This window comes from Burkholderia sp. Se-20373, assembly GCF_017104705.1.
Lineage (GTDB): Bacteria > Pseudomonadota > Gammaproteobacteria > Burkholderiales > Burkholderiaceae > Burkholderia.
In genome coordinates, this window is sequence record NZ_JAAGPH010000031.1 from 44472 (window position 1) to 64679 (window position 20208).

The following is a 20208-nucleotide window of genomic DNA, read 5'->3' on the forward strand; positions in this document are numbered from 1 at the left end:
CGTCATTCTTTCGATTGCGTGTCGCCATGTTGCCCGCCGGATGGATTCCCGCCTCGTTCCGCCGTTTTGCGTGCCCGCCGATCTCGGCGGCCCGCACCACCCGCACGGCTCGCGTGAAGGCGCGTCGATGATCGGCCCGATCCTGCTCGCGCTGGCGCCAGTTGCGCTGCTGGTCGCGTTCGGCCACGGCCTGCGGCGCACGGGCTTCATCGGCGATGCGTTCTGGCCGCAGGCCGAGCGGCTGTGCTACTACGTGCTGCTGCCCGCGCTGTTCGCGGACAGCCTCGCGAACGCACGACTGCAATCACTGCCCGTTGTACCGCTCGCGGCGGCACTGGTCGGTTCGACCGCACTCGCCGCGGCGCTTCTCCTGCTAGTCCGCCGGTTCGTGCGGGTCGACGGCGCCGGCTTCACGTCGGTGTTCCAGGGCGCCGTGCGCTTCAACAACTATGTCGGCACCGCATTGGCGGCTGGCCTGTTCGGCGCAAAAGGCATCGCGCTCGCGGCCGTATGCGTCGCGGCGATCGTCCCGACCGTCAACCTGATGTGCGTGCTCGTGTTCGCGCGCTACGGCGACACGCGGCTCGGCGCGGCGGCGCTCGCGCGCCAGATCCTGTCGAATCCGCTCGTCGTCGCGTGCGCGCTCGGGATCGCGATGCAGGCCGGCGGCGTCACGTTCCCGGCGGCCGTCGAGCCTGCCGTGCGCGCGCTCGGCGTCGCGTCGATGCCGCTCGGCCTGCTGTGCGTGGGCGCGGCGCTGCAATTCGATGCGGCGCGTGCGTGGCTGCAGCCGGTATGCGTCGCGTCGGCGTTCAAGTTCATGGCGATGCCGCTCATCACGCTCGCCGCCGGCCGCCTGTTCGGGCTCGGCGATACGGCGCTGACCGTCGCGCTGCTGTTCCAGGCGCTGCCGACGTCGTCGGCGTCCTACATCATGGCGCGCCAGCTCGGCGGCGACGCGCCGCTGATGGCCGGCATCACCGCGTTCCAGACAGTCGCCGCGGCGCTCGCGATGCCGATCGTGCTGACCGCGCTCGCGTCGGCGCCCGTGTTTCGCTGACGACGCAACATCCGCCCGCATTCCCCGGAATCGAGACTGCCAGCCGGCCATCGCGCGATTCGGCATCGTCGGCCGCGCGCGGTCGCTCACGCGTTGCCGCAGGCGCAAACCAAGAAACCCCGTCACATGAACGCCCCCGCCCCGCCCGCCGCCCTTGTCGCCACCCGGCCGCACGCGGCCATCTACGTGAAGCTCACGCTCGTCGCGCTGTTCTGGGGCGGCACGTTCATCGCGGGCCGGATCCTGGCCGCGTCGATGTCCGCGACCGCCGCGGCCACCGGCCGCTTCGCGATCGCCGCGCTGCTGCTGGTCGTGCTGACGTGGAAGATCGAAGGCGGGCTGCCGAGGCTGAGCGGCCGTCAGATCCTGACGACCTTCGGGCTCGGCGCGACCGGCATCTTCCTGTACAACGTGTGCTTTTTCGCGGCACTGGCGCGGATGCCGGCGGGCCGCACCGCGCTGTTCGTCGCGCTGAACCCGGTGGCCACTGCCGTGCTGCTGTCGATCGTCGTGCGCGCGGAGCGCCTGTCGCTGTCGCGCTGGGCCGGCATCGCCGTCGCGCTGTTCGGCGCGCTGGTCGTGATCAGCCGCGGCGACTTGCTGCGGGTGCTGACCGATCTCGGCGACACGTTCGGCTCGGGGGAACGCTTCATGCTGTGCGCGGTGCTGAGCTGGGCCGCCTATACGGTGATCGGCCGACGCGCGCTCGACGGGCTGTCGCCGCTCGCGGCCACGACGTATGCGGCGCTGTGGGGCCTCGCGCTGCTGATCGGCGCGCACCTGTTCGGCTCGCCCGCCGGCAACGGCACGCCGCTGACGTGGCAGGCCGTCGCGTCGATGCTCTACCTCGGCGCGATCGGCACGGTGGTCGCGTTCGTCTGGTATTCGCAGGGGATCCGCGAACTCGGGCCGGCCCGTGCGGCCGTGTTCACCAACCTGGTCCCCGTGTTCGGCGTGCTGCTGTCGGTCGCGCTGCTCGGCGAGCCGTTGTCGCCGTCGATGCTGGCCGGCGGTGCGCTCGTGATCGCGGGCGTCGCGCTGACCAATCGCGCGAGGCGCTGACGCATCGGCATGCGTCCCTCGCGCCTAAGGGGACGGATGTCGAATCCCGGCGCCGAAGCATGACGGCCGTCGTGTCACGCCCACGCGCGGCCGATACGCCCCCCGATGTTCTCGCAGCCCCGCCAAAAACCGCCTATCGTGAATGGAGCGCCCCGTTCACCGCCACTCGACCCTGCGTCGCTCGCACCGGCGGTCACGGCACCGCGTTCCGGCACCATTCATCGCGATCCCGGCGCACGCTCGCCCGTGCGCGATCGCGGCCGCCCACCGGATTACAGGAGGCCCTCATGAAAGCCGCGCTGCTCGTCAGTTCCGCCCTGCTCGCCATTGCATCCGCTTCGGCGTCGGCCCAAGGCTCGATCACGAAAGTCGAAAACGGCGCGCTCGTCGCCGCAAACGGGATGACCGTCTACACGTTCGACAAGGACAAGGCCAACGCCGGCACCAGCGCGTGCACCGGCCAGTGCGAATCCTTCTGGCCACCGTACAAGGCCAGCGCGACCGACGTTCCGGTCGGGCCCTACACGATCGTCAAGCGCGACGACGGCAGCCCGCAATGGGCGTACAAGGGCAAGCCGCTGTACTTCTTCTCGAAGGACATGAAACAGGGCGACCGCAACGGCGACAACTTCAAGGACATGTGGCACGTGGTGGCACCGTAACCTTCCTCCCGCCGTCGTCCGCGCGCGCCGCGCGGACGTGAAAAAGCCCGCGCGGATCGTCGATCCGGGCGGGCCTTTCCGCGGTCACGCCGGCCGCCTTGCATTGCGTTGCCCGCCGTCAGACAGGCAGGCGATGCATGCAGCCGGATGGCGCGTCAGCGGTTCGACGGGAAGCTGAACACGGTGCCTTCGCGCACGCCGGCCGACGGCCAGCGCTGCGTGATCGTCTTGCGCTTCGTGTAGAAGCGCACGGCGTCCGGGCCGTACGCGTGCAGGTCGCCGAACAGCGAACGCTTCCAGCCGCCGAACGAGTGGTACGCAACCGGCACCGGCAGCGGCACGTTGATGCCGACCATGCCGATCTGGATGTTGTCGCCGAAGTAGCGTGCGGCCTCGCCGTCGCGCGTGAACAGGCACGTGCCGTTGCCGTACTCGTGCGCGTCGATCAGCGCCATCGCCTCGTCGAGCGACTTCAGGCGGATCACGCCGAGCACCGGCCCGAAGATCTCGTGCTGGTAGATCGGCATGCCGGGCTTCACGTTGTCGAACAGGCACGGGCCGAGGTAGTAACCGCCGTCGTGACCGTCGACCTTCACGCCGCGGCCGTCGACGACGAGCGTCGCGCCCGCTGCCACACCGGCTTCGACGAAGCCCGTCACCTTCTCGAAATGCTGCTGCGTGACGAGCGGGCCCATGTCGACGCCCGCGCCGTTGCCCGGGCCGACCTTCATCTTCTCGATCTCGGCCTTCAAGCCCGCGACGACCTGGTCGCCCGTCTCGTCGCCGATCGCGACGACCAGCGGAATCGCCATGCAGCGCTCGCCGCACGAACCGTACGCGGCGCCCATCAGCGCGTTCACCGCGTTGCCGATGTCGGCGTCCGGCATCACGACCGCGAAGTTCTTCGCGCCGCCGAGCGCCTGCACGCGCTTGCCGTGCGCGCAGCCGGTCGAGTAGATGTATTCGGCGATCGGCGTCGAGCCGACGAAGCTCACCGCCTTCACGCGCGGGTCGGTCAGCAGCGTGTCGACCGCTTCCTTGTCGCCGTTCACGACGTTCAGCACGCCCGGCGGCAGGCCGGCCTCGAGCGCGAGCTCGGCCATGCGCAACGTCGACGACGGCGTGCGCTCCGACGGCTTCAGCACGAACGTGTTGCCGCACGCGACGGCCATCGGCCACATCCACAGCGGCACCATCACCGGGAAGTTGAACGGCGTGATGCCGGCCGCGACGCCGAGCGCCTGGAACTCGCTCCACGAATCGATCGCGGGGCCGACGTTCTTGCTGTGCTCGCCTTTCAGCAGCTCGGGCACGTAGGTCGCATATTCGACGTTCTCGATCCCGCGCTGCAGTTCGCCCATCGCATCGGCGAGCACCTTGCCATGCTCGGCGGTGATCAGCGCGCACAGCTCGTCGGCGTGCTCCTCGAGCAGCGTCTTGAAGCGGCTCATCACGCGGGCGCGCTTCAGCGGCGGCGTATTGCGCCAGGCCGGGAACGCGGCCTGCGCGGATGCGATCGCGGCTTCGACGGTCAGCTTGTCGGCGAGCGCGACGCTCTTGTGCGATTCGCCGGTAGCCGGATCGAACACCGGCTGGACGCGGCTGCCGCCGCCGACGCGCTTGCCGTCGATCAGGTGGCCGACGGTGGAGGTTACGTTGCTGTCGTGTTTCATCGTTGAGGCTCTTTCGTGAATTCGGTTATCGCTCAGGGCAAGCCGCGGCTCAGTCCACTTCGTTCAGCGCGTCGGACAGCGCGTTGACCAGGTTGTCGATCTCGCGCTTCTCGGAGATGAACGGGGGCGCCAGCTGGATCGTGTCGCCGCCGTAGCGCACGTAGAAACCCTTCGCCCAGCAGCGCATCGCGATCTCGTACGGGCGCCGGGCCGGCTCGCCCGGCAGCGCCGCGATCGTCAGGCCGGCAGCCAGCCCGTAGTTGCGGATGTCGGTGATGTGGCGCTGGCCCTTCAGCCCATGCACCGCGGCCTCGAAATGCGGCGCGAGATCGCGCACGCGGGCCACCGCGTCTTCCTTCACCAGCAGGTCGAGCGCCGCGACGCCGGCCGCGCATGCGACCGGGTGCGCCGAATACGTGTAGCCGTGCGGGAACTCGAGCATGTACTCGGGGCCGCCCGCGGCCATGAACGTGTCGTAGATTTCCTTCGTCGCGATCACGCCGCCGAGCGGCTGCACGCCGTTCGTGACCTGCTTCGCGAAGTTCATGATGTCCGGCACCACGCCGAACGCATCGGCGCCCGTCATCGCGCCGGCCCGGCCGAAGCCCGTGATGACTTCGTCGAAAATCAGCAGGATGTCGTGCGCGGTACAGATGTCGCGCAGGCGCTTCAGATAGCCCTTCGGCGGCACGACCACGCCCGCCGAACCGGAGAACGGCTCGACGATCACGGCCGCGATGTTCGATGCATCGTGCAGCGCGATCAGCTCGAGCAGGCGGTCGGCCAGTTCGGCGCCGTGCTCGGGCATCCCGCGCGAGAACTTGTTGTCGGCGAGTTGCGTATGCGGCAGGAAGTCGGCGTCGAGGCCCTGGCCGAACAGCTTGCGGTTCGGCCCGATCCCGCCGACCGAGATGCCGCCGAAGTTCACGCCGTGATAGCCCTTCTCGCGGCCGATCAGGCGCGTCTTCGTGCCCTTGCCCTTTGCGCGCCAGTACGCGCGGGCCAGCTTCAGCGAGGTATCGGCCGCTTCCGAACCCGAACCCGTGAAGAACACGTAGTCGAGGCCGGCCGGCGTCAGGTCCTTGATCTTGTTCGCGAGCTCGAACGATTTCGGATGGCCGAACTGGAATGCCGGCGCGTAGTCGAGCTGCGCGACCTGGCGGCTCACGGCTTCGACGATTTCCGTGCGGCCGTGACCCAGGCCCGTGCACCAGAGACCCGACAGGCCGTCGAAGATCTTGCGGCCTTCGGCGTCCGTGTAATACGCGCCCTTGCCCGACACGATCAGGCGCGGATCGGCCTTGAACTGGCGGTTGGCCGTGAACGGCATCCAGTGCGCGTCGAGCCACGCGGCGTCGGTGCGGAGGGTGGTTTCGTCGTGCTGGGCGGTGGTGATGTCGGTCATGTCGGTCGGCGCGGGGCGCCCCTCCTCCTTATGTTGATATTGCGCATTGTCGGGAGGCCAATTAGTCTTTTGAATATCGCAATATCAATGTTCACTTGCGCATCTATGCAAGCAAAGCAACCGAAGAGTCGCGCGCTGCTCGGGCAGCTCAGCGACATGGATCTCCGCCTGCTGCGGGTCTTCAAGGGCGTCGTGCAGTGCGGCGGGATGGCCGCGGCCGAACTGGAACTGAATATCGGCATCTCGACGATCAGCCGGCACGTGAAGGATCTGGAAACGCGCCTCGGCCTCGTGCTGTGCCGGCGCGGCCGCGCGGGCTTCACGCTGACGCCCGAGGGCCAGACGGTGTACGAGGAGACGCTGCGGCTGCTCGCGTCGATGGAAGCATTTCGCAGCAGGATCGACGGCATTCACGACCGGATGGGCGGCGAACTGCACATCGCGGTATTCGACAAGACGGCCACCAACGCGAACGCGCGGCTCGGCGACGCGATCCGCCAGTTCGCCGACGAAGCGCCCGACGTCGCGCTGAACCTGCATGTCGCGTCGATCAACGAGGTCGAGCGCGGGATCATCGACGGCAGCTATCAGGTCGGGATCATTCCCGCGCACCGCAACTCGGGCAGCCTCGTGTATTCGGAGCTGTTCGACGAACGGATGCTGCTCTACTGCGGCCGCCAGCATCCGCTTTACGATGCGCCGCACGGCAAGCTCACGTGGACGACGATCCGCAACCATGCGTTCGCGGGCCTCGGCTTCCATTCCCCGAACATGGAGCTGAGCCATCGCGCGAAGCTCACGCGCAGCGCGACCGCGTCGGACCAGGAGTCGATCGCGACGCTGATCCTGTCCGGCCGTTATCTCGGCTTCCTCCCCGACCATTACGCGGAAAGCTTCGAAAACAAGGGGCTGATGCAGCCGATCGCGCCGCACCGGTTCAATTACCGGTGCCGGTTCGTGAGCCTGCTGCGGCGCTCGCCGCGGCCGTCGCGGGCGGCATTGCTGTTTCAGTCGTGTCTGGAAGCCGCGCATGCGGCGGCGCGGCCGGTCGCTTAACGGCCGTCGTGGCTGAGTGGCTGAGTGGCTGAGTGGCTGAGTGGCTGAGTGGCTGAGTGGCTGAGTGGCTGATTGGCTGATTGGCTGATTGGCTGACTGGCCGAGTGGCTGGCTGAGCGGCGAAGTAGTCGGCTATGCAGCCTGCGACGGCTCAGCGGTCAATCAGACACCCTCGCTGCTGCCCGCCTGCGCACGCATCCGCTTCATGAAATGCGTCGCGACGAGCGCCGCGGTAAAACCGGACATCGCGCCGACACCGAGCGCCCAGCGCGGGCCGAGATGATTCGCGACCCAGCCGGCCACCGGCGCGCCGATCGGCGTGCCGCCGAGCGCCACCGCGAGACGCAGCGCCATCACGCGGCCACGCATCGCTGGCTCGGTCGACAACTGCACGAGGCTGTTGGTCGAGTTCATGAAAGTGATCGCGGCGATCCCGGTCAGCACGAGCGCGGCGCCGAACAGCCAGTAACCCGGCGCCAGCGCCGCCAGCGTGCAGCCGAGCCCGAACAGCGCCGCGCCGATCCACAGATGCCGGAAACGCGGCCGGTCGCGGCGCGCCGCGAGCAGCGCACCGGTGATCGTGCCGACGGCCATCATCGACGACAGCACGCCGAAGCCACGTGCGTCGACGTGAAACACGCTGGCCGCCATCGTCGAGATGAACAACTGGAAATTGAGCCCGAACGTGCCGATCAGGAACAGCATCACGAGGATCGCCTTCAGGTCCGGGCGCTGCCACACGTAACGGAACCCGTCGAGCAGGCTCCCGCGCGAGCGGTCGGCCCGCGCATGGGCACGAAGCTCGTCGGCACGCAGCATCGACAGCGACGCCAGCACCGCGACGAAGCTGAGCCCGTTGAGCAGGAACGCCCAGCCGGTGCCGACCGACGCGATGATGAAGCCGGCCACCGCCGGCCCGATCATCCGTGCCGCGTTGAACGACGTCGAGTTGAGCGCGACGGCGTTCGCCAGCTCCCGATCGGCGACCAGCTCGGCAACGAACGTCTGCCGCACCGGCGCATCGAACGCCGACGCACAGCCGAACAGGAACGCGAACAGATACACGTGCCACAGCTGCGCGACGCCGGTCACCGTCAGCAGCCCTAGCAGGAGCGCAAGCCCGCCCATCAGCGCCTGGGTCGCCATCAGCAGCTTGCGCTGGTCGAAACGGTCGGCCGCGTAGCCCGTCCACGGCAGCAGCAGAAGTTGCGGGCCGAACTGCAGCGACATCACGATGCCGACGGCCGACGCGTCGTGATGCGTGAGCTGCGTGAGGACGAGCCAGTCCTGCGCGGTGCGCTGGATCCACGTGCCGATGTTCGACACGAGCGAGCCGATCGCCCACACCCGATAGTTGAAGCTGCGAAGCGAGCGGAAGACGCCCGCCGCCGGCACGCTCATGGCCGCTCCCGGTCGGGCTCGTTGCCGCCGTGCAGCTCACCGAAGCGCCGCGCGAGGAACAGCCCGAGCAGAAGGATGCCGAGGCCGAACGCCGCCGCGTCAGCCGTGACGCGGAGGTCGAAGTCGCCGACCCTGCACACCAGCACGTAGGCAATCACGAGGTTCGCGACACCCCACAACACATTCACCGTGGACGACGACAACCCGCGCCCGGGCGGATTCGCGAACGGGGTCTGGAACGGCTCCCCGCGCAACCCGCTGACGAGATGCGGCACGACGTTCGCGAGAAACGCGCCGCCGAAGAAATACGACACGAGATGCGGGAGGTTCATGCGGATTGCCCTTTCGGCTAGCGGGTCGATGCGGGTCGACAGGGGTTACGAACGCGGCGGTTCCTGGAATTCGGCGAGCCGCTGCAGCAGCTTCACGGCCGATGCCAGCTCGGCCTGCTCGGCCTCCGACAGTTGCGCGTGCAGCGCGCGGAACAGCCAGTCGTCCTTGGCCGCGCGGTTGGCCTGCAGCGCCTTGCGGAAACCAGGCGTGAGCGCGATCAGCGTCTGCCGGCCGTCGGTGGGATCGGGCTCGCCGATGACCGCGCCCAGCGTCTCGAGCGTCGCGACCGTCACACGCATCGACTGCGGCCGCACGCTCTCGGCGCGCGCGAGCGCCGACACGGTCGCAGGGCCGTCGCGGTCGAGCCGCAACAGCACCGACTTCTGCGATGCCGTCAGGTCGTTCGGGTGGACCTGCTCCCGCATCCGTCGCATCAGCTTGCCGACCGAGATGCGGAGTTCGCCGGCAAGGCCGGCCAAGGGGAGCGCTTCGGGGGGAGTCGATGGCGTGTTCATGAAGCCACGATAGCAGATATGCAGTCAAACTGTACAGTTTAGCTGCATATTTCAGGTTGTAAGAATCGCCGCTCCCCCTGAGCCCGAAAGCCGATGCGAAACGTCCCGTTCGGCTGCGCGAGCCGGCTCTGCGATAATGCGGGCTCCCCATTGCCGCTCTGCCGCCCGCCATGACGCAGCCGTCCGCCCCGCTCTCCACCGACCTGCCGCCGATCTCATGCCTGCCCGGCGATGCGCTGCCGTGGCTGCCGATGAGCGCCGACCTGCCGGGGCTGGCGATCAAGTACCTGCACATCAATGCGGCCGAGGACACCCTCACCGCGCTGCTGAAGATGCCGGCCGGCGGCACGCTGCCGCGCCACCGTCATGAAGGCGAGGTGTTCGTCCATACGTTGCAGGGGGCGTGGCGCTACCGCGAATACGACTGGGTGGCGCACGCCGGCTCGACGGTGCTCGAGCCGGCCGGCTCGGTGCACACACCGGAAACGCTCGGTGCGCCGGGTGAGGACGTGATCACGCTCAACGTGATGCGCGGCGATCTCGTGCTGCTCGACGACGACGGCCGCGAGACCGCGCGCGAGAACTGCCGCGTCGCGCTGCTGCGCCAGCGCAAGCATGCGCGTACGGCGCCGGACGACGCCGCGCCGTTCGTCACGCGTTAACGCAGGCGCCACCGTCGCGTCACGATCCGCGTGGCGCTCGCGTTCCTTGTCGACCGGATGGCCGCCGGTGCGCTTCGCCGGCCGCCCCGATCGTCACCGAACGCGCCGGAAAAATGTCCGAATATCGTCGGCCAGGCGATCCGGCTCTTCCATCGCCGCGAAATGGCCGCCGCTCGGCATGTCGGTCCATTGCACGACGTCGAACACGCGTTCGAGCCAGCTGCGCGGCGGACGGCTGATTTCCTTCGGAAAGCGCGCGAACGCGACAGGCACCGTCACGCGTTGCCTGGCTGCGAAGCGCATGGGCTGCAGGCGGTTTTCCCAATACATCTGCATGGATGAGCCGATGCAGCCGGTGAACCAGTAGAGCGAGATGCCGGTCAGCAGCGCATCGTGCGAAAACCGCCGTGCGACGTCGCCGTCGCAATCGCTCCATGCACGGAATTTCTCGGCGATCCAGGCGGCCAGTCCGGCCGGCGAATCGTTGAGCGCGACGGCCAGCGTCTGCGGCTTCGTCATGTGCACATGCGCGTAGCCGCCTTCCAGCGCGGCCCACTCGCCGCGCTGCGTCACGAAGGCCCGTTCGTCGTCGGTCAGCGGCACGGCCGCGTCGGCCGGCGGTTCGTAGCTGCCGGGCAGGTAGTTCAGGTGGATGCCGTCCACCCGGTCGGCATGCCGCGCGCCGAGCGCGATCGACACACCTGCGCCGAGATCGCCGCCTTGTGCGCCGAAGCGTCGATAACCGAGGCCGGACATCAACGCCGCCCAGCAGTCGGCAACCTGCAATGCCGACGTGCCGGGCGCCGTTGGCGCGGGCGAGAACAGGAAGCCGGGCAGCGACGGTACGACGACATCGAATGCGTCGTCAGGATCACCGCCGAATGCGGCCGGATCGCAAAGGCGCTCGATCAGCGCGGCGAATTCGAACACGGAGCCCGGCCAGCCGTGCGTGATGACGAGCGGATAAGGTCTTGGTCCCGCCCCGCGCCGATGGATGAAATGCACGCGCTGCCCGCCTGCGTCCGCGACGAACTGCGGCAACCGGTTCAGCGCACGCTCCTCCGCGCGCCAGTCGAAGCGCTCGGCCCAGTAGTCGGTCAGTTCGCGCAGCCACGCGCCGTCCACACCCTGCTGCCACGGCTCGGCGGGCGTGAGCATCGGCGGGCGACGGGCGCGCAGGCGCCGGCGCAGGTCATCCAGCGCGTGATCGGGTATCGCAATCTCGAACGGCTCGGCGTGCATGGTGTCTCCTCACGAAGCGTGCCGGAGATTCTGCGCGATTTTTCCGACGCTCGCTGGCGTGTCGCCCCGCGGGCATCAGCCCGCTTCCCGCTCGTCCGTACGCGCGTCACGCCGCATCGCCTGCGGCGGGACGCCGAACCCGCGCACGAACGCCTCGCGCATGTGCCGACGGTCGCGAAAGCCGTTTTCCTTCGCGATCACGTCGAGCGAATGGCGGCTCTGCTCGATCATCAGGCGCGCCGCCTCCAGCCGCAGCCGCTCGATCGCCTTCGCCGGCGACTGCCCCGTTTCGAGCGTGAACACGCGGCTGAACTGGCGCGGGCTCAGGTGGACGGCTTCGGCGAGATCCTCGACGGTCAGCGCGCGGCCGAGATTCCGCCGCGCATAGTTCAGCGCGTTCTGGATCCGGTCGGATTTCGGTGCGAGTTCCAGCATTTCGGAATGCTGCGACTGGCCCCCGGCGCGCCGCTGGTGCATCACGAGCTTGTGCGCGACCGAGCGGGCGGCATCGCCGCCGAGATCCTTTTCCACCATCGCAAGCGCGAGGTCGAGGCCGGCCGTCATCCCGGCCGACGTCCAGATCGGGCCGTCGACGATGTAGATCCGGTCGTCCTCGACGCGGATCTCCGGATAGCACCGCTGCATGTCGCGGCCGAACGCCCAGTGCGTCGTCGCGCGGCGCTGCGCGAGCAGCCCGGCTTCGGCCAGCACGAACGCGCCCGTGCAAATGCCGGCGACCCGCCGCGCGCGTGCATGGGTGCGGCGCAGGAACGCGACGACGCCGGCCGGCGCCGGCGAAGCGAGCGGATCGTTGACGCCCGCGACGATCCACGTATCGACGGCGATCCGCCCGCGCAGCGCGTGCGTGGCGACCGGCAGCCCGAGCGACGAGCGCACGTCGCCGCCGTCGACCGAATAGTTGGCCATCCAGTAGAAAGGCTCGCTCATGCCCATGTTCGCGTACTCGAACACCGATTGCGCGGCGAGCGCCATGATCTGGAAGCCGTCGCTGATCAGAAAGCCGATGCGGTGCATGTGAGTTCTCCCGTCCCGGGCGAATGGGTCGGCCCGATGTCATGAATCATACCCATCTACGTCATTTGTGTCGCAACGATTCGGGACCAGAATGGCTTCACGCCATCCGGCCATTTCCCTCGAAACGGAGCACATCATGACGCAAGCACATCGCGGTACCGCCCTCATTACCGGTGCCTCGTCGGGCATCGGCGCCGTCTACGCGGATCGCCTCGCGCGCCGCGGCTACGACCTGATCCTGGTCGCGCGCAACCGCGACCGCCTGGCCGCCCTCGCCGACCGCATCACGAACGACACGCGGCGCAGCGTCGAGATCATCGACGCCGACCTCAACGACCGCGCCGCACTCGCCGCCGTCGAGGCGAAGCTGAAGCAGGATGCGAGCATCACGCTGCTCGTGAACAACGCGGGCATCGGCACGCACACGCCGCTGCTCGACAGCGACGTCGATGCGATGACGCGGATGATCGACCTCAACGTGACCGCGCTCACGCGCCTCACCTATGCGGCGGTGCCCGGCTTCGTCGCCCGCGGCAACGGCGCGGTGATCAACATTTCGTCGATCGTCGCGATCTCGCCGGAAACGCTGAACGGCGTGTACGGCGGCAGCAAGGCGTTCGTGCTCGCGTTCAGCCAGTCGCTGCATCACGAACTCGCCGACAAGGGCGTGCAGGTGCAGGCCGTGCTGCCCGGCGCGACCGCCACAGATTTCTGGCAAACGGGCGGCCTGCCGCTCGAGCACCTGCCGAAGGAAATCGTGATGTCGGCGACCGACATGGTCGACGCGGCGCTGGTCGGCTTCGATCGCGGCGAACGCGTGACGATTCCGTCGCTGCACGCGGGTGACGAATGGGCCGCGTACGAGGCCGCGCGCCGCACCATGGCGCCGCACCTGTCGGCCGACACGCCCGCGCCGCGCTATTCGACGGCGGGCTGACCACGCGGCATCCCGCAGGTCGAAAGCAACCGGCACGTCGAACCCGGGAGGTGCCGCGGAACACGGTGATACGTGGCGAGTCGCCCGTCATCATCCGCGGTTCCGCGGCACGTTTCCGGGCCGATGCGGATCGATGAATTCGTCTGCGGAAACACGCGACGGATTATTTCCCGGTCGGCATAAATGTCGCGCGCCGACCGACGATTCCGGTTCGCTTGCCACGCATTCCGCGCAACAGTAAGCTCTGCGATTGCAGTCCCCAAGCGACCTCGTTCGACCGGCATTCGTCCGATCACGAGGGCAATCGTCCGTTGCGGAATTCGACCATGCAGGCCCGTATGTTCATCACCGAGACCGGCAACGCGCCGGCCTCCGCGCGCGGGTCGGCCGACCGTCGGCCCGCGCTCCCACCCCTGCCTGAACTGGACACCGTCTGCCGTGTCGCACGTGCGTATTTCGGTGCGGCCGGCGCGTTCGTCGCGCGCGTCGACGCCGATGCGCCACGCGTGCTGGCCGCCGACGGCGCGTTGCCCGATCCGCTTCCCGACTCGCTGGCCGCCGATGCGTTGCCGCCCGAAGCCGAGCCGATGCCGGCCGCCGATTCGCGGTTCGCCCCGTGGCGCGCGCACGCCAACGGGCAACGCAACGACGGTGCGCGTCACGCGCCGCGGGTCGTCGCGGCCTGCGAACTCGCCGCGCCCGATGGCGCGACACTCGGCACGCTGTGCATCGCGGACGATAAAGCCCCGGCGCTCGATGCCACGCAACGCGCGCTGCTACGTGACCTCGCCGCACTTGCCTCGAGCGTGCTTGGCCGCGCGCTCGAAACCGTGACCTTGCGCGAACGCCTCCGCGCCGTCGAGGAACACAGCACGCTGACCACGCTTGCGCTCACCGAAAGCGGCACCGGCGTGTGGGATCGCAACGTGGAAACCGGCGAGATCCATTACTCGCCGGCCTGGAAGGCGCTGCTCGGCTACGCGCCGCACGAGCTCAGCACCCGGATCGAGGATGCGTACGAACGGCTGCATCCGGACGACGTCGCCGACGTGAAGGCCGCGATGCTCGCGCACTTCGAGCACCGCACCGACCATTACGCGGTCGAGCACCGCATCCGCTGCAAGGACGGCTCGTACAAATGGATCTGCAGCCGCGGCAAGGTGATCGACCGCGACAGCCGCGGCCGCGCGCTCCGGATGGTCGGGACGACCACGGACATCACCGCGCTGCGCGAGCTCGCCGCGCGGTTGCGCGACTCGGCCGCGCTCGTCACCGATCTCACCGACCAGGTTCCCGGGCTCGTGTTCCAGCTGCGGCAGGCGCCCGACGGGCGCCGCTTCTTTTCCTACGCGAGCGCGGGTGTCGGGGACATCTACGAACTGACGCCCGAGCAGCTCGCCGACAGCGCGGAGGCGGTCGAGACGCGCATCCATCCGGCCGACCTGGTCGCCTACCGGCTGTCGCTGCACGACTCGGCGGTGCGACTGACGCCGTGGCGCCTCGATTATCGCGTGCTGCTGCCGGGCCAGGGCCTGCGCTGGCGCGAAGGCGATGCGCGCCCGCAGCGCACGGCCGACGGCGGCACCGTGTGGCACGGCTTCATCACCGACGCGACCGACCGCAAGCACATCGAGGCCGAACTGCACCGGATGGCCACGACCGACCACCTGACGCAGCTGTCGAACCGCCATGCGTTCATGCGGCAAAGCGAAGCCGCGCTGCGCGCCGTGCGCACGACCGGCCACGCCGCCGCGGTGCTGATGCTCGATCTCGATCACTTCAAGGCGCTGAACGACCGCTGGGGCCATCCGGTCGGCGACCGCGCGCTCCGGCATTTCGCGCGGCTGCTGCTCGCGGAAACCGGGCCGGACGGCATCGTCGGACGCGTCGGCGGCGAGGAATTCGCGATCGTGCTGCCGGGCGCGGATCTCGACCGCGCGCTGGCCTTCGCGCGGCGCGTGCAGCAACGCGCGATGCAGGCGCGGCTCATGCACGAGGACCAGCAGGTCACGCTGACCGTCAGCATCGGCATCGACGCGATGCGGGCGTCGGACTTCGGCGCCTACCAGCCGCTGTCGCGCGCCGACAAGGCGCTCTATCTCGCGAAGGAGCGCGGCCGCAACCGGATCGAGGTGTATCGGGCGTAGGTGTCGGGCACACGACGCCCGCTCCTGTCCGGCGTCCCGCCGCACCCGTTGCGCGACATATTCGCGACTGATCGGGTAGGCTAGCGCTCCGGGCCCACCTCACCACGATTTGCCATGGACAATTCCAAACTGACCGCGCGTCTCGCGTCAGGTCTTCTCGCCGTCGCGCTCATCGAGCTGCTGGCGCTGCTGTTCGGCTATGGGTTCGCCAGTTCGATGGACGATCCGTACATGGGCCTTCGCGTGTTCATCACCGCGCTCTTCTGGGCGGCCGGCCTGTCGGCCATCGGGGTCATGGCGGTGATCGCGTGCCTGTCGATCGACCAGCAGGCGCGCGGCGGCACGATCTACTGGGCGCTGGCGCTGCACGGCCTGATCGTCCTGCCCGGGCTGTTTATGACCTTCCACTGAACCGCACCGCCGCCGCCCGCGTCACGCCGATGCCGCACGCGGCGCCGCCCGCACACCCAGCAGCATCGCGACCGCGCACGCGGCCAGCAGCGCCGCGATCATCAGCATCGCCGGGTCCATGCTGCCGGTTCGGGTGCGGATCAGCCCGACGAGCCACGGCGTGATCATGCCGCTCGACACGCCGATGCTGCTGATCAGCGCGATCCCGCCCGCCGCGCCCGCGCCGGAGAAATACGCGGACGGCACGGCCCAGAACACCGGATGCGCGGCGAAGATCAGCATCGCCGCGACCGACAGCAGCGCCATCATCGCGACGATGCTCGACAGGTGCAGCGTCAGCAGCGCGAGCGCCACCGCGCCGCCGAGCGCGCATGCCGCGAAGTGCCAGCGCCGTTCGCGCTTGCGATCGGAGCGCCGCGCGATCGCGATCAGGCCGGCCGCGCCGATCGCGTTCGGCACGACCGACAACAGGCTGATCTGCACGACGTCGTGAATGCCGAATTCGCGGATCATCAGCGGCATCCAGAACAGCAGCATCAGGAGCGCGGTGGTCAGCGAGAAATAGATGAACGCGAACAGGTACGTGCGCGGTTCGGCCAGCACCTGCCGCAGCGAATGCGGCGCCGGCGTCCCGGCACCGGCGCGGTCGGCCGCCAGGTCGGCCGCGAGCCGCTGGCGGTCAGCGTCGGACAGCCAGCTCGCCTGCTCGGGACGATCGCACAGCCAGAACCATGCCATCACGCCGAGCAGGATCGCCGGCGCGCCCTCGATCGCGAACATCCACTGCCAGCCGTGCAGCCCGAGCACGCCCGACATTCCGCGCATCAGCCAGCCCGACAGCAGCCCGCCGACCATCCCCGCCACGGCGACACCCGCGTAGAAGATCGACAGCACCGACGCGCGCCGGCGTGCCGGATACCAGTACGTCAGGTAGAACACCACGCCCGGAAAGAACCCGGCCTCGAACAGCCCGAGCAGGAAGCGCAGCACGTAGAAATGCTTCGCGCTGTCGACGGTGATCATCGCGACCGACACCGCCCCCCACAGGAACATGATCCGGGCAAACGTGCGGCGCGCGCCGAAGCGGCGCAGCAGCGCGTTGCTCGGCACCTCGAACAAGACATAGCCGACGAAGAACAACACCGCACCGAGGCTATACATCGCGTCGGTCAGGCCGAGGTCCTGCCGCATCTGCAACTGTGCGAAGCCGATGTTGCTGCGATCGAGGATCGACACGATGTAGCAGACGAACAGGAACGGCACGATCCGCGCGCCGATGCGGCGGTAAAGTGCGTCGTCCGTTGAAGCGATACCGGACGCGACGCCACGCGCGGCGTCCGCTTGAAGAGGGGCTGACATCGATCGTCTCCTCGATGGATTCGGATACGGGCCCATGCGTCGCGCCGGTCGCCACCGCCCGCCAGCGGCGACCGGCCCTGGCTTACCTAGCCGCGCCGCGCGCCTTCGCCCTTCACGCCGAGCATCAGCGCGACGCCGCTCGCCACCAGCAGCGCGGCCAGCAGATACACGGCGAGATCCATGCTGCCGGTGCGCGTGCGGATCATCCCGATCACCCACGGGCTGACGATCCCGCTCGTGATCCCGATGCTGCTGATCAGCGCGATCCCGGCCGCGGCCGCGTTGCCCGACAGGTAGCGGGTCGGCACCGCCCAGAAGATCGGCAATGCGGCGAAGATCAGCGTCGCCGCGATCGACAGGCACGCGAGCATCGCCGCGAAGCTGTGCAGGTGCAGCGTCAGCGCCGCGAGCGCGAGCCCGCCGCCGATCGTGCAGCACGCGAAGTGCTTGCGCCGCTCGCCGGTGCGGTCCGAACGGCGCGCGATCAGGATCAGCCCCACCGCGCCGACCGCGTTCGGCACCACCGTGTACAGGCTCACGGCCACGACGTCGGTCACGCCGAAATCGCGGATCATCAGCGGCATCCAGAAGTTGAGCGTCAGCGACGCGCAGGTCAGCGAGAAATAGATGAACGCGAACAGGTACACGCGCGGGTTCGCAAGCGCCGCCACGAGGCTGCGCCCGTCGTGCGCGTGGCCGTGGCCGCGGCCGTCGGCACACAGCGCGGCGACCCGCGCCTTTTCATCCGCCGTGAGCCACGCGGCGTCCTGCGGCCGGTCGACCAGCAACGTGAACGCGGCGAACGCGAGCAGGATCGCCGGCGCGCCTTCGATCGCGAACATCCACTGCCAGCCGTGCAGCCCGAGTACGCCGCTCATGTCGCGCATGATCCAGCCCGACATCAGGCCGCCGAGCACGCCGGCCACGGCGACGCCCGCGAAGAACACCGAGATCGCGGCCGCGCGCCGGTTCGCGGGGAACCAGTAGGTCAGGTACAGCACGATGCCGGGAAAGAAGCCCGCTTCGAACACGCCGAGCAGGAAGCGCAGCACGTAGAAATGCGACGGCTGCGACACGAACATCATCCCGGTCGACGCGATGCCCCACAGCAGCATGATCCGCGTGAAGGTGCGGCGCGCGCCGAAACGCGCGAGCAGCAGGTTGCTCGGCACTTCGCAGAACACGTAGCCGACGTAGAACACCGCGGCGCCGAGGCCGTACATCGCGTCGCTGAAGCCGAGATCGTGCTTCATCTGCAACTGCGCGAAGCCGATGTTGATGCGGTCGAGGAACGAGATGACGTAGCAGAGGAACAGGAACGGCACGATCCGCCACGCGATCTTGCGGAACAGCAGCGCGTCGTCCGTGGCGGCAGCAGCGGAAACCGAAGCGCTCGCGTGCGCGAGCGTCGCTTCGGCGGGAAGCGATTGGGGCATGTCTCTCTCCAAACAGGCTGCGCGATTCGCGCGCGCAGCCGTCTCCCAGGGCATACGTGCGCCCTGCTTTCTTGTGAGATCGGATTCGGCGGACGGAAAGCCGGCAGGAAGCCGTGGCCCGTCGCCGCGTCAGAAAAAAGGCGGAGCGCCCTGCCGGACACCCCGCCTGTGCAAGCCGCTCAGTCCTGCAGCGCGGCCCACATTTCCTTGTCGCGCTGCGCGGTCCAGATGCGCGGATGCGTGATGCCGCTCGCTTCGTCGAAGGCACGCGACACATCGAACGGCAAGCAGTGCTCGTAGATGAACACGTGGCCGAACTTCGGATCCATCGCCTCACGCGTGAGCGCCATCGACGCCTTCAGGTCGAGCTGCTGCTCGACGGCCTTGCGGCCCTGCGCGAGCAGCGTCGTGACGAAATCCTTCGTGTAGTCGAGGCCCTTGTTCACGTCGGCCGGGTTCAGCAGCGCGGGGCCGCGGCCCGGCACGAGCTTCTCGGCGCCGAGCGCGCGCAGCGCCTCGAGCGTGGCCGGCCATTGTTCGAGCTGCGCGTCGCCGCAGTAGCACGCGGCGTCGTATTCGACGAGGTCGCCCGAGAACAGCACCTTCTGCGACGGAATCCAGACGATCGTGTCGCCCTTCGTGTGGCCCGAGCCGACGTGCATGATCTTCACTTCGAGCTTGCCGAGGAACAGCGTGATCTCGCGCTCGAACACGAGCGTCGGCCAGGTCAGGCCCGGCACCGTCTCGACGCCGGCGAACAGGCGCGGGAAGCGCTCGATCTCCGACTTCATGTCGGCCTCGCCGCGCTCGACGATCATCTCGTACGTGCCGCGGCTCGCGATCACGTGCTGCGCGCCTTCGTCGAAATACGCGGACGCGCCGAGCACGCGCACCGCGTGGTAGTGCGACAGCACCACGTGCTTGATCGGCTTGTCGGTCACGCTGCGGATCTTCGCGATCAGGTCCTGGGCCATCGCGGGCGTCGCGGTCGTGTCGACGATCAGCACGCTGTCGTCGCCGATGATCACGCCCGAGTTCGGGTCGCCTTCGGCGGTGTACGCGTACGCGTTCTCGGACAGCTTCGTCCAGGTGACTTTCTTCTCTTCCAGATCGGCTTGGGAGGCGAATGCTTTGGCCATGTTGCGTTCCGTGGCTGCGAGCCATGTGTTGAGGGGAGTGAGCGGATCTTCGTCCTGCGCCGAATATTTGTCAATGACAAAGTCGCTTGCTATTGTCTAATACGGGTAAACCTGCGGGCTGGCGCGATAAATGGCGTCGGATACCATGCGGGGTTTCGACAACGGAAGAATCATCGCGTGCAGAACCACGAAGTCAGCGCAGACGACGCGCCGCCCAAGGCGCAGCGCGGGATCCAGAGTGTCGAGGTCGGCGGCCGGCTGCTCGACGCGCTCGCGCGCCGGCGCAAGCCGCTTGGCCTGTCCGAGCTGGCCGCGGCGGCCGATCTGTCGACCGCGCAGGCGCACACCTATCTCGTCAGCCTGACGCGGCTCGCGCTCGTGAAGCGCGATGCGATCACCGGCAACTACGAGCCGGGCCCGTTGTCGCTGCGGCTCGGGTTGATGTCGATCGAGCGCCAGCCGGCCTATCGGGCGGCGCTGCCGCACGCGGCGCGGCTCGCGGAGGCGGTCGGCCTGAGCGTCGCGCTGTCGGTGCCGGGCGCGCTCGGGCCGACGATCGTGCGCATCGAGCACGGCGGCTATCCGCTGCATGTGAACCTGCATGTCGGCTCGGTGATGTCGCTCGACACGACGGCCACCGGCCACGTGTTCCGCGCGTTCGGCGATCCCGCAC

The 20208-nt window shown here is 68.6% G+C and carries 19 protein-coding genes; 9 read left to right on the forward strand and 10 right to left on the reverse strand.

Going from position 1 to position 20208, the window contains the following annotated elements; genetic code table 11:
* Window positions 1-127: 127 nt before the first annotated feature.
* From G3N96_RS13365 to G3N96_RS13375, 3 genes are all read left to right on the forward strand, one after another.
* Window positions 128-1060, forward strand: coding sequence for an AEC family transporter (locus G3N96_RS13365; RefSeq protein ID WP_206137518.1), 933 nt, complete (start codon window positions 128-130; stop codon window positions 1058-1060).
* Between the two features lie 126 nt (window positions 1061-1186).
* Window positions 1187-2122 carry a DMT family transporter gene (locus G3N96_RS13370; RefSeq protein WP_206137507.1) on the forward strand — a complete coding sequence of 312 codons (936 nt, stop codon included), beginning with the start codon at window positions 1187-1189 and terminating at the stop codon, window positions 2120-2122.
* A 287-nt stretch (window positions 2123-2409) separates the two neighbouring features.
* The gene (locus G3N96_RS13375) at window positions 2410-2784 is read left to right on the forward strand and encodes a hypothetical protein (protein ID WP_089442553.1); all 375 of its coding nucleotides are present in this window, start codon (window positions 2410-2412) and stop codon (window positions 2782-2784) included.
* A gap of 155 nt (window positions 2785-2939) precedes the next feature.
* On the opposite strand, the gene G3N96_RS13380 is transcribed toward G3N96_RS13375, so the two are convergent.
* A complete protein-coding gene (locus G3N96_RS13380; RefSeq protein ID WP_206137508.1) occupies window positions 2940-4457 on the reverse strand; it encodes a CoA-acylating methylmalonate-semialdehyde dehydrogenase in 1518 nt (505 codons plus the stop codon).
* 49 nt (window positions 4458-4506) lie between these two features.
* Window positions 4507-5862 carry an aspartate aminotransferase family protein gene (locus G3N96_RS13385; RefSeq protein ID WP_206137509.1) on the reverse strand — a complete coding sequence of 452 codons (1356 nt, stop codon included), beginning with the start codon at window positions 5860-5862 and terminating at the stop codon, window positions 4507-4509.
* Window positions 5863-5967: 105 nt separating this feature from the next.
* Between G3N96_RS13385 and G3N96_RS13390 the strand changes: the two genes are divergently transcribed.
* Window positions 5968-6918: a LysR family transcriptional regulator gene (locus G3N96_RS13390; RefSeq protein WP_179255304.1), complete on the forward strand. Its 951-nt coding sequence runs from the start codon at window positions 5968-5970 to the stop codon at window positions 6916-6918.
* Window positions 6919-7080: 162 nt separating this feature from the next.
* Here the strand turns inward: G3N96_RS13390 and G3N96_RS13395 are convergent, their stop codons facing one another.
* From G3N96_RS13395 to G3N96_RS13405, 3 genes are read right to left on the reverse strand one after another with little or no spacing between them, the layout of a single operon-like run.
* Complete coding sequence (locus G3N96_RS13395) at window positions 7081-8319, reverse strand: MFS transporter (RefSeq protein WP_206137510.1); 1239 nt, start codon at window positions 8317-8319, stop codon at window positions 7081-7083.
* Window positions 8316-8651 (reverse strand): hypothetical protein, encoded by a 336-nt coding sequence (locus G3N96_RS13400; protein WP_206137511.1) that lies wholly within the window; start codon window positions 8649-8651, stop codon window positions 8316-8318. Before G3N96_RS13400 ends, G3N96_RS13395 begins: the two co-directional genes overlap by 4 nt.
* 45 nt (window positions 8652-8696) lie before the next feature.
* A complete protein-coding gene (locus G3N96_RS13405; protein WP_206137512.1) occupies window positions 8697-9167 on the reverse strand; it encodes a MarR family transcriptional regulator in 471 nt (156 codons plus the stop codon).
* Window positions 9168-9337: 170 nt separating this feature from the next.
* Here G3N96_RS13405 and G3N96_RS13410 point away from each other — a divergent pair, with 170 nt between their 5' ends.
* Entirely contained in the window at window positions 9338-9829 is a 492-nt protein-coding gene (locus G3N96_RS13410; RefSeq protein ID WP_047850045.1) for a 2,4'-dihydroxyacetophenone dioxygenase family protein, read from the forward strand.
* A gap of 93 nt (window positions 9830-9922) precedes the next feature.
* On the opposite strand, the gene G3N96_RS13415 is transcribed toward G3N96_RS13410, so the two are convergent.
* Together G3N96_RS13415 and G3N96_RS13420 are read right to left on the reverse strand one after the other, a co-directional pair.
* The gene (locus tag G3N96_RS13415; protein ID WP_206137513.1) at window positions 9923-11071 is read right to left on the reverse strand and encodes an epoxide hydrolase family protein; all 1149 of its coding nucleotides are present in this window, start codon (window positions 11069-11071) and stop codon (window positions 9923-9925) included.
* A 75-nt stretch (window positions 11072-11146) separates the two neighbouring features.
* A complete protein-coding gene (locus G3N96_RS13420) occupies window positions 11147-12106 on the reverse strand; it encodes a GlxA family transcriptional regulator (protein WP_206137514.1) in 960 nt (319 codons plus the stop codon).
* 136 nt (window positions 12107-12242) lie between these two features.
* On the opposite strand from G3N96_RS13420, the gene G3N96_RS13425 reads away from it, so the two are divergent.
* The 3 genes from G3N96_RS13425 (at window position 12243) to G3N96_RS13435 (ending at window position 15601) form a co-directional block, all read left to right on the forward strand.
* Entirely contained in the window at window positions 12243-13043 is an 801-nt protein-coding gene (locus G3N96_RS13425; RefSeq protein ID WP_124577866.1) for an SDR family oxidoreductase, read from the forward strand.
* A gap of 326 nt (window positions 13044-13369) precedes the next feature.
* Complete coding sequence (locus G3N96_RS13430) at window positions 13370-15190, forward strand: diguanylate cyclase (protein WP_241022622.1); 1821 nt, start codon at window positions 13370-13372, stop codon at window positions 15188-15190.
* 114 nt (window positions 15191-15304) lie between these two features.
* Entirely contained in the window at window positions 15305-15601 is a 297-nt protein-coding gene (locus G3N96_RS13435) for a hypothetical protein (RefSeq protein ID WP_124577864.1), read from the forward strand.
* Window positions 15602-15622: 21 nt separating this feature from the next.
* Here the strand turns inward: G3N96_RS13435 and G3N96_RS13440 are convergent, their stop codons facing one another.
* The 3 genes from G3N96_RS13440 to G3N96_RS13450 all read right to left on the reverse strand — a co-directional run bounded on the left by G3N96_RS13440 (window position 15623) and on the right by G3N96_RS13450 (window position 19535).
* On the reverse strand, window positions 15623-16960 hold the full coding sequence (locus G3N96_RS13440; RefSeq protein ID WP_206137515.1) for an MFS transporter: 1338 nt from the start codon (window positions 16958-16960) through the stop codon (window positions 15623-15625).
* An 86-nt stretch (window positions 16961-17046) separates the two neighbouring features.
* A complete protein-coding gene (locus tag G3N96_RS13445) occupies window positions 17047-18396 on the reverse strand; it encodes an MFS transporter (protein ID WP_206137516.1) in 1350 nt (449 codons plus the stop codon).
* 179 nt (window positions 18397-18575) lie between these two features.
* A complete protein-coding gene (locus G3N96_RS13450) occupies window positions 18576-19535 on the reverse strand; it encodes an MBL fold metallo-hydrolase (RefSeq protein ID WP_124577858.1) in 960 nt (319 codons plus the stop codon).
* A 177-nt stretch (window positions 19536-19712) separates the two neighbouring features.
* Here G3N96_RS13450 and G3N96_RS13455 point away from each other — a divergent pair.
* Window positions 19713-20208 (forward strand): helix-turn-helix domain-containing protein (locus tag G3N96_RS13455; protein WP_206137517.1); only part of this gene is annotated, 496 nt, incomplete at its 3' end.